The organism is Spirosoma pollinicola (genome assembly GCF_002831565.1).
Lineage (GTDB): Bacteria > Bacteroidota > Bacteroidia > Cytophagales > Spirosomataceae > Spirosoma > Spirosoma pollinicola.
Genome location: NZ_CP025096.1, coordinates 4,289,187 through 4,303,886, shown reverse-complemented (window position 1 = coordinate 4,303,886; position 14,700 = coordinate 4,289,187). Strand labels below are relative to the sequence as shown.

11 protein-coding genes are annotated in these 14,700 nt (G+C 46.0%); 8 read left to right on the top strand and 3 right to left on the bottom strand.

Translation table 11 applies throughout. The features are described from left to right. Nucleotides 1-15: 15 nt before the first annotated feature. The gene (locus tag CWM47_RS18115) at nucleotides 16-3,417 is read right to left on the bottom strand and encodes a TonB-dependent receptor (protein ID WP_100989644.1); all 3,402 of its coding nucleotides are present in this window, start codon (nucleotides 3,415-3,417) and stop codon (nucleotides 16-18) included. A gap of 326 nt (nucleotides 3,418-3,743) precedes the next feature. Between CWM47_RS18115 and selD the strand changes: the two genes are divergently transcribed. The 7 genes from selD to CWM47_RS18080 all read left to right on the top strand — a co-directional run bounded on the left by selD (nucleotide 3,744) and on the right by CWM47_RS18080 (nucleotide 9,305). Further along, nucleotides 3,744-4,817 (top strand): selenide, water dikinase SelD, encoded by a 1,074-nt coding sequence (selD, locus tag CWM47_RS18110; protein ID WP_100989643.1) that lies wholly within the window; start codon nucleotides 3,744-3,746, stop codon nucleotides 4,815-4,817. 84 nt (nucleotides 4,818-4,901) lie between these two features. Then, nucleotides 4,902-5,672, top strand: coding sequence for an alpha/beta fold hydrolase (locus CWM47_RS18105; RefSeq protein ID WP_100989642.1), 771 nt, complete (start codon nucleotides 4,902-4,904; stop codon nucleotides 5,670-5,672). 33 nt (nucleotides 5,673-5,705) lie between these two features. Beyond that, nucleotides 5,706-6,407 (top strand): SAM-dependent methyltransferase, encoded by a 702-nt coding sequence (locus tag CWM47_RS18100; RefSeq protein ID WP_100989641.1) that lies wholly within the window; start codon nucleotides 5,706-5,708, stop codon nucleotides 6,405-6,407. A gap of 20 nt (nucleotides 6,408-6,427) precedes the next feature. Further along, entirely contained in the window at nucleotides 6,428-7,075 is a 648-nt protein-coding gene (locus CWM47_RS18095) for an MBL fold metallo-hydrolase (RefSeq protein WP_100989640.1), read from the top strand. Between the two features lie 82 nt (nucleotides 7,076-7,157). Further along, nucleotides 7,158-7,859 (top strand): CDP-diacylglycerol--serine O-phosphatidyltransferase, encoded by a 702-nt coding sequence (pssA, locus tag CWM47_RS18090; RefSeq protein ID WP_240625945.1) that lies wholly within the window; start codon nucleotides 7,158-7,160, stop codon nucleotides 7,857-7,859. Nucleotides 7,860-7,946: 87 nt separating this feature from the next. Then, the gene (purS, locus tag CWM47_RS18085; RefSeq protein WP_100989639.1) at nucleotides 7,947-8,198 is read left to right on the top strand and encodes a phosphoribosylformylglycinamidine synthase subunit PurS; all 252 of its coding nucleotides are present in this window, start codon (nucleotides 7,947-7,949) and stop codon (nucleotides 8,196-8,198) included. Between the two features lie 99 nt (nucleotides 8,199-8,297). Further along, complete coding sequence (locus CWM47_RS18080) at nucleotides 8,298-9,305, top strand: 3-oxoacyl-ACP synthase III family protein (RefSeq protein ID WP_100989638.1); 1,008 nt, start codon at nucleotides 8,298-8,300, stop codon at nucleotides 9,303-9,305. Nucleotides 9,306-9,393: 88 nt separating this feature from the next. Here CWM47_RS18080 and CWM47_RS18075 read toward each other — a convergent pair whose 3' ends face one another. Beyond that, the gene (locus CWM47_RS18075) at nucleotides 9,394-9,765 is read right to left on the bottom strand and encodes a CoA-binding protein (protein WP_100989637.1); all 372 of its coding nucleotides are present in this window, start codon (nucleotides 9,763-9,765) and stop codon (nucleotides 9,394-9,396) included. A gap of 366 nt (nucleotides 9,766-10,131) precedes the next feature. Between CWM47_RS18075 and CWM47_RS18070 the strand changes: the two genes are divergently transcribed. Further along, complete coding sequence (locus CWM47_RS18070; protein WP_100989636.1) at nucleotides 10,132-10,725, top strand: HNH endonuclease; 594 nt, start codon at nucleotides 10,132-10,134, stop codon at nucleotides 10,723-10,725. Between the two features lie 36 nt (nucleotides 10,726-10,761). Here the strand turns inward: CWM47_RS18070 and CWM47_RS18065 are convergent, their stop codons facing one another. Beyond that, nucleotides 10,762-14,610: a sensor histidine kinase gene (locus CWM47_RS18065; protein ID WP_100989635.1), complete on the bottom strand. Its 3,849-nt coding sequence runs from the start codon at nucleotides 14,608-14,610 to the stop codon at nucleotides 10,762-10,764. Between the last annotated feature and the right edge of the window lie 90 nt (nucleotides 14,611-14,700).

Here is a 14,700-nt window from a genome sequence, read left to right as displayed (position 1 = left end):
AAACTAGTGATAGACTTAGTTAAAGATATAACGCAGACCGATCTGTGCCTGATAAACGTCACCACTGTTAAGCGAAGCACTTTTTGTGAATGAATCTTTTAACAGAACCGTTTGTCCGTTTATATTCTGTGTAGCCAAACGATAGGTTGGTACACCTGTCGTTGCATTTACACTTACCAGCGACAATGGGTTGAATGTAGTTTGCAAATTGCTTACACCCCAGGCGTTATTCAGCAAGTTACCAACGTTCAGAATGTCGATACGAAGTTGGATTGTGTTCCGCTTGTTGTTCTTGCCAACGGCCACATAGAATTCCTGAATAGCCGTGAAGTCAAAACGGGCCAGCCATGGAAAAGCACCGCCATTCCGCTCGGCATACTGGCCCCGGCGTGTTTTCAGGTAGTCATTACCATTAATGTACGAATCGAAAGCAGCCTGTTGCTGTTCTGGAGAATACGTTACTGCATTAGCGCCTGTTCCTACTGTAAGTGGGCTAAACGTCAGTTCAGAAGCGCTTTTTGGTACGTAGATCAGGTCATTGTTGGTCTGACCATCAAAATTGAGATCCTGGCTGGTAACATACGAAATCTTGCCACCGCTCTGGAATGTACCACCCAGAGTAACGGCAGTCGAGCCACCAAATTTACCACCATAGTTCAGGCGATAGTTAACATAGCCGTTAATCCGATGGCGAAGATCCTGATCAGAATACGACGTATTCAGGTAGTTCTGCCCATAAATAGATGGAACGTTTGCCTGAACTGTGCTACCGACAAAGGCCAGGTCACGAGCTTTTCCGTAGGTGTAGGCCACCAATCCACCAAAGCCTCTCGTAACTGGTTTCTCCAGTTTGAACGTCACGATATACGAATCACCTTTGTTCGTATTTTTCAGAACGAAAGCGTTGGCAATTTGCGGGTTGATATACCGGGCTTGAGCTACTGTGTTAGCAGAACCAGTACCAGTGCTTGTAACCCCGAAAGCAGGGAAAACATTACGCGTATCAGAACCACTCAGCGTCTTGCTTGGAGCCCGCAGGTTAGCATCGATATAACGCAGCGCCTGAATATTCTTGTTGTAAATGAACTCAACCGTTCCAACCAATCCTAAAGGTAGTTTCTGATCGACAGCGATGTTCGTTTTCCAGATTTGTGGATACTTCAAATTTGGGTCCGATGCATTGATCGTATAAGGCAGCAGTTTCGATAAATCAACCTTAGACGGATCGGGCGGACGAACAGCAGCCGGTAATTTACTTGGATCGGTCACAAACGGATAAGCCGTTGTGTTCGTCACCGTGATCAGCGCGGTATTCACGCCGTTATTACCCAATTGGTTAGAAACCAGTACTTCAGGAATACGCGACACAAAAATACCTGTACCACCACGAATCTGGGTTGTCTTATCGCCTTTCACGTCGAAGTTAAAACCAAAACGAGGCGATAGCAGCACACGGGCTTTAGGGAACGTACCCGTACTGATTTTATAAGGAGCTCCGTTTTCATCATTGAAGGTTAAACCTGCCACAATTGGGTTGTTGAAGTCCTTCGCCGTGCTGTTATCGTAATCAAAAAGATCAGCCCGCAAACCGTACGTTAATTTCAAATTCTGAGTAGCCTGCAATTCGTCCTGAACATAAGCGCTATACAAATTCCGCTTCAGTTGCTGTAATGGCTCTCCACCACCCGGAATCAACGAGTAACGCAGGTTGTACTTAGCTAACGTAACGGGTGATGTTGTACTGTTTGGGTCACTGATCGACGCTAAAGCAGCCGTTTTAAAGTCCGCAATGGAGTTATACACATAGACACCATTCGATGATGCGAAGAATACGTTGTTCGATGTGTAGTGTTCAAACACCAAACCTGCCGTGATCGTATGCTTACCCGCAAAGTAGCTAAGGTTATCCGTAATGTTAAATGTCGAATAATTTAGCTTGTTGTTCGGCGTAAATGGGTCAAAACCAATCGACGTGTAGGTAGTTCCACCCGGCGCGATGTCGATTGTTGGAAACAACTGTGTTTTGTACGTCCGGTCTTCGATCTGCTTATTATACGTACCAACGAGGTCATTGGCAAACTTACCACCCCCAAAGTTTGAGGTCAATTCAACCGCTAACGAACGGGTGTTATCGGCAATTATGTAACCCGTATTTTGTGGCGAAAGCGAGGTTGGGAACACGTTCCGGTTACCATTACCTGCCGTGTTACTACTGTTACTGTTGCTAATCACCTGATCCGAAGACGAATTATGGTGCGAGTAGCGAACAGATAGTTTGTTGCCGTCGTTAATATTCCAATCCAGGCGAATCAGCCCTTTCGTACTTTTAACCTGGTTATTATAGTTATCTAAAGCGCCCAGATCGAAGTTAAAGTTCGTCATCATGAAACTCTTCAAGTCTACCAGATCAGAGTATAATACGCTTGACGGGTTAGCCGCCGTAGCACCAGGCCGTTGGGCAACATAGCTTAAGGCTGGTGTGCTGCTGGTAAACTGCTCGGCGTTGATGAAGAAAAACAGTTTATTTTTGATCAGCGGGCCACCCAGGCGGAAACCCCAGGTTTTTTCATCCACGTTAACGGTACCAATCGAGTTACCAGCCGCAGTGTTACCAACCAGCCCTTTGTTACGGAACAGATGGTAAACAGAACCCGAGAAATCATTGGTACCCGAGCGGGTTACCGCATTGATACCAGCACCCGTGAAACCCGACTGACGAATATCAAACGGAGCAACGTTTACCTGAATCTGATCCAGCGCATCAATAGACACCGCGGTTGTACCCGTACGACCACCGGCTAATGCCGAGCCACCTAAACCAAATCCGTTGTTGAATACAGAACCGTCAATCGTGAAGTTATTGAAACGTGGATCCTGACCAGCAAATGATTGACCATTACCATACGGATTGTATTTGGTAATGTCGGTCAATGTACGACCAATGGTAGGCAGTGTGTTGATTGCCTCCCGGCCAAACGAAGTAGCAGCACCCGTACGATCTGAACTGAAAATATCGTTCCGGTTACCTGAAACAACCACTTCATTCAGGCTGGTGCCTTCATCGGCAAGTTTGAAACTAACGTCGGCCGTTGTTCCCAAACTGGCGAACACATCACTTTTTGCTTGTTCTTTAAAGCCTACAAACGAAACCGTAACGGTATATGGTCCACCTACCCGAACGTTTGGAAACGTATAAAAGCCTGACGTATTAGAAATCGTACCGTAACGGCTCCCCGATGGCGTATGAACTGCCACCACAGTTGCTCCCGGCAGTCCCTCTCCTTTTGAATCAGTAACCCGGCCATTAATAGCCGATGACGTTACCTGAGCCATAGCTGTGCCTCCTCCGAGCACGGCCATTAGAATACTGCCGATCAGCATGAAAGCCACTCGAAATTGCAGTAGTTTTTTAGACATAGAAGTGTTTGTTAGTTTGTTTAATCCTAAAAGACATTCGTTTAAATACGGTGTCAATTTAAGGACAAATATGATTTATTTTTTTGAGCTGTTTAGTGTTAGGTCTTAAAAAAGTACCACAATATAAAGTACTATAGACAAGATTCTAAGAATAACCCTATTCTACGTAAATTACATTCTATAATTAGGTGTTATCTAATTGTTAAGCCCACATAACCACTAACATAGCTTTGTAGACTTCATAGAACCATCCTGTATAAAGTGATGTACATGTAGCAACTAATTTACGCGGCACTCTCCTATTTCTGTCTTAGTTTTGTCCCCTTATGACACCAACCGAAACCACTGTCTTTAAACTTACCCAATATAGCCACGGAGCAGGCTGTGGCTGCAAAATTTCGCCCAAAATTCTGGATCGAATTCTGCATGGCCAAACCAGCGGCCCTACACTCACGAACGATAGTTCGCCCAGTCAATTCTCAACTCTACTGGTCGGCAATGACGCCCGCGATGATGCCGCCGTGCTCGACATTGGTAATGGTGATGCCATCATCAGCACCACCGATTTTTTTATGCCAATTGTCGATGATGCGTTCGATTTTGGGCGTATTGCGTCGGCCAACGCCATCAGTGATGTATATGCTATGGGGGGCGAACCCATTATGGCCATTGCCATTTTGGGCTGGCCACTGGATAAACTACCGCCCGAAGTAGCGGCACAAGTGCTGGAAGGCTCGCGGGCTATTTGCCGCCAAGCGGGTATTCCGTTGGCCGGTGGACACAGCATCGACTCACCCGAACCTATTTTTGGGCTGGCCGTAACCGGAAGGGTGCGGCTCGACCATTTGAAACAGAACAATACCGCCACCAAAGGCTGCAAATTGTATCTGACCAAACCAATCGGCGTTGGCATCCTGACAACAGCCCAGAAAAAAGGTATTCTGAAACCCGAACACGCCAATGTAGCGCCCGAACAAATGGTTAAGCTGAATAGCTTCGGGGCTATTCTGGGCAAACTTCCCTACGTTAAAGCCCTGACCGATGTAACGGGCTTTGGCTTGCTGGGGCACCTCACCGAAATGGCTGAGGGGTCGGGCCTGAGCGCAACCCTTACGTTTGAGGATGTACCTCGCTTGCCAATGGTCGAGGAATACCTGGCGCAAAAAAGCTTTCCCGGTGGCACTGTTCGCAATTGGGATAGCTACGGACACAAAATCAGTGAACTAACCGAAAATCAAAAATACATTCTGGCCGACCCGCAAACCTCCGGCGGCTTGTTGATTGCCGTTGAACCCGCCAGCACGATTGAATTTGAACGGGTAGCCAGCGAAAATGGGTTTACCTTACAGTCGTTCGGCGAATTAGTTGAGCAACGCGAAAAAATTGTTTACGTAAATTAAAGAGTGAAAGAGCGAAAGAGTGAAAGAGCGGCCGACCCAAATAGCCCATCTTTCGCTCTTTCACTCTTTCACTCTTTCGCTCTTATGAAATTATTCTTCCGCCAAACTGGCGACACCGGCCCGGCCATTGTTATTTTACACGGTCTTTTTGGGTCGTCGGACAACTGGCTGACGATCAGCAAAACGATTGCCGCTCAAGGGTATCGTGTATTTTTGCTCGACCAGCGTAATCATGGCCAGTCGCCCCGTGCCAATGATCAGGATTATCAGAATATGGCCGCCGACCTGTATGAGTTTTTGACCGATCAAGGTCTCGATCAGGCTATTCTGGTTGGACATTCGATGGGTGGCAAAACCGTAATGCAGTATGCCATGTCATTTCCCGGTACGTTTAAAAAACTGGTCGTTGTCGATATTGCTCCCAAATTTTACCCGATCCACCATGCCGAGATTATTCGTGGTCTAAAAGCAATCAATTTGCTGGGTATAAAAGGACGTAATGAGGCCGATGCCATTTTACAAGCCTATGAACCAATCATTCCCGTGCGGCAATTCCTGCTCAAAAACCTGTATCGCAACGAGCATGGTGTGTTTGACTGGCGAATAAACATTCCCGTCATCGAACGGGAACTGCATGGTATTGGCGAAGAGTTGACCAATCCGAGAATTGTGACCGATCCTACCTTATTTATACGGGGTAGTGAGTCGCCCTATATTCTGGATGAAGACATTCCAAATATCAAACGAATTTTCCCAAACGCCCGTATCGAAACGATCCAGGGGGCAGGTCACTGGGTACAGGCCGAAAAACCCACCGAGTTCGTCGAATTATTGATCGGGTTTATAAATAGCTAGCTTTGTCACGCTGGAACGCCAGCATGACAAAATATGCCCACTTTATATCTCATCCCTACCCTGCTTGCCGACGATACGGCCGAACAGGTTCTGCCCCCTCACATCCGCTCAATAATTGAAAAAACGGATGCTTACTTTGTCGAAAACGTTCGCACAGCCCGGCGCTTTATCAGTGGTTTAAAAACAAGCCGTGTCATCGACGAAACGACCTTCTTCGATCTCGATAAAGATACCCCCCCTTCCGACACACGCCGGCAGATTCAGGAGTTGATGGAGCGGAAACGGAACGCAGGGGTACTGTCGGAGGCAGGTTGCCCCGGTGTAGCCGACCCCGGCTCAGTAGTGATCAACATGGCTCATACGCTGGGCTGGCGGGTAGAACCACTGGTGGGTCCATCCTCCATTTTGCTGGCGTTAATGGCATCGGGTATGAATGGGCAATCCTTTGTCTTTCATGGGTATCTGCCCATCGAACGGCAGGATCGTGCCCGCGCCATACGGTATATCGAGAAAGAAGCGATGGATCGATTACAAACCCAGATTTTCATGGAAACGCCCTACCGAAATGATGCGCTGTTTGCCGACATAATTGCTAATTGTCAAGGCAACACACGTCTGTGCGTGGCCTGTAACTTAACCGCGCCCGATGCCTCCGTCCGTACCATGACAATCCGCGAATGGAAAACGCAGGTACCCGACTTACGTAAAAAACCAACTGTGTTTCTACTTTTGTAAAAATTTAGTAATAAGTTTTCATGATTCAAGCATTCGAGTTCTCTCCCTTACAGGAAAATACATACGTCATTGCCGACGATGCAACAGGCGAGGCTGTCATTATAGACCCCGGTTGTTATGAACAGGCGGAGAAAGAAGCATTAGGTCGATTTATTGACAGCCATAAACTTACTGTCAAGTATTTACTCCTCACACACGCTCACCTCGACCATGTATTTGGGGTTGCTTATGTGAAGCGTAAATTTAATGTCGATGCCTACCTGCATGAGTCGGATATGGTTATCTTCAACGATGTGCCCACTCGCTGTGCGTTATATGGCCTGAGGGGTTATGAACCGTCTACAATTGATAAATTTCTGAAAGAAGGCGATCAGTTTCGATTTGGCAACACGGCATTAGATGTCATCTTTGTGCCAGGCCACGCGCCGGGTCATGTGGCTTTTGTGAACCACGCCGAGCGCTATATAGTTGGTGGCGATGTGTTGTTCAACGGCAGCGTTGGCCGCACAGACTTTCCCTACTGCAATCATGCCGACCTCATCAACAGCATACGAGACAAGTTTTTTACATTACCCGACGATTATGTTGTTTATGCCGGGCACATGGAACCAACCACCATCGGTCAGGAGAAACGAACTAACCCCTTTGTGAAACAAGTGAAGAAGTAGACGTGAAGACGGGGCCACCCGTGTGGTGAAGAGCTAGATCGGCACTCACTAGTATTCATTCTTAACTCTTCATTCTTCATTTATGAAATCGCTACTTAAGCACCTTCCCAACGCTATGACCTGTGGCAACTTGCTATGTGGTTGTATCGGTATAGTGATGGCCCTTCGCGGACATCTGGACACAGCTTCCTGGTTAATTGGGCTGGCGGCTATCCTGGATTTTGGCGATGGCTTTGTGGCCCGCCTTGTGCATGTGTCGGGTCCCTTTGGCAAAGAACTGGACTCGCTGGCCGATGTTGTGACGTTTGGCGTACTGCCCGCCACAATCGTTTTTCAACTTTGCTGGTTTCAGGAGTTGGGCGTTATTTCGTACGGCGCGTTTCTTATCGCGGTTTTATCGGCCCTGCGGCTGGCTAATTTCAACATTGATACGCGTCAGTCTGAATCCTTTATTGGGTTGCCCGTTCCAGCCAACGCAATGCTGATTGGCGCATTTCCTCTTATGGAACGCTATCAGCCCCAATACGATGCTATCTGGAAAAATGACATAGCATTGGGCATGATGATTGCGTTTTCGTTCATGCTTATTTCGGAATTGCCTCTCTTTGCCCTCAAATTCAAAACCTTTGGGTGGGCTGAAAACCGGATTAAATTCAGTTTTCTGATAGCTTCCGCCTTGCTCTTGCTATTTTTGCAGTACGCAGCTATTCCATTAATTATTCTGCTTTACATTCTTGTTTCACTTTTTTCAAATGAGCGAAAGAGCGAAAGAGTGAAAGAGTGAAAGAGCGACTAAGTGAACCTCTATCACTTTCTGACGCTCTTTCACTCTTTCACTCTTTCACTCTTTCACTCTTTCACTCATTAAGTAATGACTTACATCGCTGAAATTAACATCATGACCCGCTCGGAAATTCTTGACCCTCAGGGCAAAGCCGTTAAGCTGGGACTTCATAATCTCCAGATGGACAGCATCGACAAGGTTCGTATTGGCAAGCACATCAGTCTTGAAGTAGATGCTGCCACCGAAGAGGAAGCCCGCGCAACGGTCGATGCCGCCTGTCGTCAGTTGCTGGCCAACCTGATTATGGAGGAGTACTCGTTTGAGTTGCGTACGGCTTAATAGGGTTGTATTTTTTCTGGATTAGCCAGTACAGGCAGGCAATAGGGCAAATGCCGCCAGAAAAAGTACTACTTTTACGGGCTATTTTACAAATAAAGAATGAATACGGTTTATTCTAGTATTAAAGGGCTGGGCTTTTATGTGCCGGATAACATTGTCACAAACGACGACCTGACCCAATATATGGATACCTCCGATGCCTGGATTCAGGAACGGACCGGTATTAAACAACGGCGTTACTTCACGTATGGTAAAGATACCAACGCCAGTATGGCAACGGCTGCATCGCGTATGGCCCTCGACCGGGCTGGTCTGGAAACCTCGGCGGTTGACCTGATTGTTTATGCAACCATTACACCCGACTACTACTTTCCGGGTTCTGCGTTTCTGATGCAGCGGGAGTTAGGGCTGGAAGGAATTGGGGTTATCGACATTCGCAACCAATGTTCCGGCTTCGTTTACGCGCTCTCTATAGCCGACCAGTTTATCAAGACGGGGATGTATAAAACCATATTGGTAGTTGGGTCAGAAATCCAGTCGTCACTGCTCAATAAAAGCAACGAAGGTCGGGGGGTTGCCGTCATTTTTGGCGATGGTGCGGGCGCGGCAGTTCTCCAGGCCACCACCGATCCAGAGCACCGTGTTCTGTCAACGCATCTGCACGCCGATGGCCGCTATGCCGAGGATTTATATATCAGGGATCCGGGTAGCAGCCGGGAAGGCCAATGGCTCACAGAAGCGACCCTTGGCGAAGGAAATTATAACGTGACCATGAATGGCAATGCCGTTTTCAAACACGCCGTTGTTCGATTCATGGAAGTAATTAATGAAAGCCTGACAGCCAATGGATACCAACCCGACGACCTTTCGCTGTTAGTACCGCATCAGGCCAATATTCGTATTTCGGGCTATGTGCAGCAACAGATGAATCTTCCCGACGAAAAGGTGTTCAATAATATTCAGAAATACGGCAACACGACAGCAGCCTCCATCCCAATAGCCCTCACCGAAGCCTTCGAACAGGGTCGCATCAAACCGGGTGACCTGGTTTGCCTGGCAGCTTTCGGAAGCGGCTTCACCTGGGCATCGGCCCTGATAAAGTGGTAATGTTATAATGTAGAATGAGTGACTGATAGAATGAGTGAATGAATAATTGGTCTACTTATTCATTCACTCATTCTACATTATAACATTATCAATACGTCCCTACAGATAACATCACCAGCGTACAGGCTTCAATGGGTTCGATGCCTTCGGCTCGTAACTGGCGCTCAAATTCCGGATTTTCGGAACCGGGGTTAAATATAACGCGCTTAGGTTTCAGGCTTTTGATATACTCGTATAAGGGTGGCTGATTTTGCGGCCCTACGTACATTGTCACCGTATCTATATCGTCCAGAACTGGATGCCCCGTCTGAATTGGTCGTCCTTCAATCTGACCTTCGCGCAAGCCGATCAATTCAATATCATGCCCGTGGCGCAGGAGGCTGTAGGCTGCCAGATTAGCATAACGGCCTGACTTTTCGGTCGCTCCTACCACTACTGTTTTCTTGCTGTTTGTATTCATAGCATCTGCAAATTGCACATTAGGTGTTTGTGCAGTTCTACAAATAACTAAAACTGTCGCCTATCAGTTTTATATCCTTGTAGACAGTGTCGTCAAAAGGCAATTTTGGGCATGTCTTGACTATGAATTGGTCAACTTGTAGTCAGAAGTTTTTCTGTTCCCCTGAAAATTCAGGTAACCATTTTAACTTATTCTTGTTAAGAGTCCATTAATACTATTATAAAGGGCCTCCGGCAAGAGTGAAAGGTAACAAGCTACTATCGTATATTGTCATCATGCCTCTTTTCCTTTTTCACAGTTAAGTACGTTTATTCAGGTCGGTAGTACGTTATTGACAATAGCTGCGCCTAAAAATTTGCTTCATTCATGAACGTCAAAGAGAGCCAAAGTTTTTGGAACGAGAAGTGGGTAACAATTGTATTTGAGGGAATTGAAAATCCACCGCACTACGAGGTCTCAAATTATGGCCGATTACGTAGTTTTCAATCGGCATCAGCAACTCGCTCTGGTACGGTTGCAAGTCCAACCACCAGTAAATTCATAAAAGGCTCCGTTATTCAGGGATACCGCTCATTGAATATTCGGTCGGGTGGCAAAACGCTGAACCGTTATGTGCATAAGTTGGTAGCCGAACATTTTCTAACGCGCGATCAACCGGAGCAAACGTTCGTCATTCACCTCGACCACGACAAGAAAAACAACTATTATCCGAATCTTCGCTGGGTAACGAAGGAAGAGATGATTGAGCATAATCGAAATAACCCAAGTCTCAAAAATCGCCAGTTACCCCGTCAAACGCGTAATTATAAACTGACTGAAAGTAAAGTCCGGATTATAAAGAAGCTGTTACTCAACGACAAGAACCGGCTGAAAATGATTGCCAAGCAGTTTGGCATTACCCATACGCAACTGAACCGCATTCGGTCGGGGGAGAACTGGAAGCATGTCAAAATAGACTAGCCGTTTACACCAGGCATTCGCTAGCAGATTAGCGATCTAGTAATTAACTGCCTCTCCCAACAAAGGACCAGGAACGCCCGCTAGTGGGAGCGATACAAAGAAAGACGTGCCAACGCCGTCGGTGGTTTCAAACCAGATAGTGCCCCCTGCGTGCTCAATACCGCGTTTGGCAATGGCCAGTCCCAGACCTGATCCACCCCGTTTGGTACTGAAATTTGGCAAAAATACTTTACTTCTGATAGCCTCCGGTATACCCGCGCCATTGTCATGAATTTCAATTTGTACGGCATCACTATTGGTGTATAGCTTAAGGTCTATTTCGGGTTTACGGCCCGCCGGTACCGATTGAATAGCATTAATGAGCAAATTGGTCAGAATCCGACCAATCAATTGCCGGTCTCCAACGGCCATAACCGGCCCGTTTGTGATTTGCCGACGAAGCGAAATTCGTACATCATCGGCATACAGATCGGCGGTTTTGTTGAACACGCCCGTTAATTCGAACACTTCTTTTTTTGGCAATGGCATTTTCGCGAATTCCGAAAATGAGGTAGCAATGTCGCTGAGGTTATCAATCTGATCTAACAGCGAATCAAACGTTCGCAAAATAATCCGACGAGCCGGGTCATTAGCCCCGCCCGCAGCTTCGTTCGGCGTCGGGAACGTTCGCTGCAAATGCTGCAGCGTTAATTTCATGGGTGTTAGCGGGTTCTTTATCTCATGGGCTACTTGCTTGGCCATTTCCCGCCAGGCCGATTGTTTCTCGGTTTGCGCCAAGGCCTGTTTGCTTTCCTCAAGCTTTACCAACATGCGGTTATATTCCCGAATAAGCAACCCAATTTCATCATCCGACTGCCAGATCAATGGATCGTTTGGCCGTTCGAGGTTTGTCTTGCTGATTTTTTGTGTCAATAAGCGGAGTGGCTTTGTCAACACGTGCGACGCGAAATAAGACAGGACCAGAAAGGACAGGAACAGGGCCGTAAAGATGCTCAGTGCAGAGGCTATCACCTCAATAATCTGACGATCCAGCTCAGGACGGGCATAAAAATAAGGAATACTCAGCACGCCCAGCAATCGTCCGTCATACGATTTTATGCCTACGTAAGCTGTCCGATATTGCTTGCTTCCCAACGATTCATTGAGCAGCTGCTCATTTTCTTTGTCTTCAATAATGTGAATGTAAGCCTCTGGATTAATGTATTTTGAGAGATAGCCCCCTTCATAAATAATTGGACGTGTAGAGGTATAAAGACGGCCCTGCGTATCAAATAGATTGATGTCGATATCTGCATCACGCGCTATCTTACTTAGTTCTTCCTCCATTGATGCCTTACTGCGTTTATGTGCGTGCAAGTGTTCATCTAAGTAGGTTAGAAAGTTAGTGGCAATGTTGCGTGTGTTGCTTATATAGGTACTCTCCTGATTGGCAATGTAATTTGAACTGATCACATTCACGATGATGACGATTACCAACAAGAGGGGTAAGAAAAAAGCAATGTTCAGCAGAATCTGAATCCGGGTCGAGTAGTTGACACTGAACTTAGAGAAGCCATAATTAATAGCATAGCCAATAATAACAATGATCACCGTCAATACCAGCAGCAGATACAGAAAAGAGAAGTTGGAAAATATATTCCGGAACGGGTATTCTGCCGACGATACGACAATGATTCGTCCATCTTTCCCGCGTTGTGCTACGTGCTGATACCCATTACTGGCAATACCACTTTCAAACAAAGTTGACTTATCCAGTAAAGAGAGATCGAATTTGCGATCATAATTATAGCTACCTGCCGTGTATAGCACCTGATGTTTATTTGCATCGGTTAATGAGTGACTTTGGGCAGAAGGACCGCTAAAAAAAGCATAGCTGTAGGCTTGGGTATCAGGATTCTGCGTAAATTTTGTATCGACCAATAGCTCAGGATACACGCTTTTGGGTCGCTCGTTACGCAGTCGAAAATCCAACACTACCTCACCCAGTATAGCTTGATTATCAGCAGATTTCGATTGATCCGGCATTAACTCCAGACCTTCTTTTCGAATAGCAATAAAGCATAAATATTGTTTGACAAATTGATTGCCAACTTCATTTACGAAATACACACCGGGGTATTCGGTTTCATAATCGGGCTTTCGATACCGGTTTTTGAATGTAGCAAATGAAACAGCATTAGGGCTGTTGTCGAGCGGACGACCATTGGCCCGGAATGAAAACACTTCAATGTCATACTTGTCGAAGTATTTATCAAGGTGCAAACTTTTGATACGCTGTTGGATACGTTCCCGCACAAGCAACGTATCGGTTTGTAACGCCTTACCAATATCGGCATCGCCCTGAATCGACTCCTGTGCCTTACTCATTAAAAACTCTCCGAATTCATCATTTTCGGCCAAGAGTTGGGTAGCAAACTCCTGCTCATGAATCAATTGCTTCTTAATCTCCTGATTATAAACCACATAAGCCGTCATTACAGCATAAATAAACGCGGCTAAAAACAAATAGATCGACGTTTTGTAGCGGAATGAGTAAAGCGTTTTTGTGAACTGACTGGCAAAAATGACCAGGAAATAAACGCCATTGAGCAAGAAGATACTGTTTACTGGCCAGCCGAGTACAAACCAAAGTCCACCGCTGATCAACGTGCCTGCCAGAATCAAGGCGATTCCCAGACTAACCTTATTTCGATTATACCGTAGAAACAGGCTTGCCAGCAGGTGCGTAACTAAGAAGTAAATGAATGAAATGGTAATAAAAACGACCAGGCAAATGATCTTAAGAAACGAGAAGCGGATGTTAAGGGTGATATCCAGCGTGAACTGCGACTTTTCGTAAATATTATTGAGTTCAACAAAGCAGAGCGTATATACTCCATAACTAAAGATTACGCATAAAACCGAAATAACCGGCCGTAGCCAGACAGGTACTTGTAAAAGTAGACGATAGATCTGGGTTCGGTAATAATACCGAACCCAGTAAAAAGTCAATATCACCCCAACCAGTGTATTCAGCAACAAGTCCCCCAGCGAGGGCACCAGTACAGAAGACGCGTAAAATTTAGGGTTAAACAGGTCTATCTCAAAAAATAAAAACGGTACGCCAAAATAGAGCATCACTGCCCGCAGCAACAGCAGATAAGCGGCAAGCAACATAAAGCTTACCTCATAGTTTCGTTTTCGTTTCAACCGAAGCATCAGTTGAAGGATATACAGACCTAGAAAAATTATACCCAGCGATGCCAGAATAACCGTATTGACAGGCGTAGAATGGTTACGATACGCATCAACCTTGGGCGGTATGACCGAAAATAAAAAGGCTGACGAATTATCGTAAATAGTTTGGAATGTAGTTGATCGTTGGTCTGATATAGTGGTAGGATCAAGCGAAAACAAATCAGGATTGTAGCCGGACTGTAAATAGGTATTGCTGCTGTGGTAATATCGATAAATGTTGATGAGTGAGAATACGTCCAGACCATCTGCCCCATCGTCAACTCGTTTATGGCTAACGATATATCGTTCTTTTCCAAAATCAACCAGCTTAGGGGTTGTTACCAGAGCAAGTCGGGCAAAATCGGGAATAAACCGGTGATCGGACCAGAAGACGAGTTGCTTCTTACGAAAGACAAAATAAGGATAGTGGGTAGGTATGCTTAAGTCCGCAAAGGTTGGCGTTGGCTTGCGTTTCAGTAAAGCCGTTACACTATCAAGTTCAGTTGCGCTGACTACTAGTTCTTCTTTGACCCGTTGCTGAACAGAACTCAAGTATTGCTCATCTGTAGCCCCCGGCGCATTCTGCTCCAACAAAAAAAAGCACGATACCGATAAGGTTACACACAATACAGCTAACAGCAAAAAAATATGTTCTTCAATGCGTTTCACAAAACGTAGATATTGGCTCTTGCTTAAATAGCCCTAAAATCATGCCAGAATTTTGAGAACAAGTATTCTTGAGCAGTTATATGGGGATGT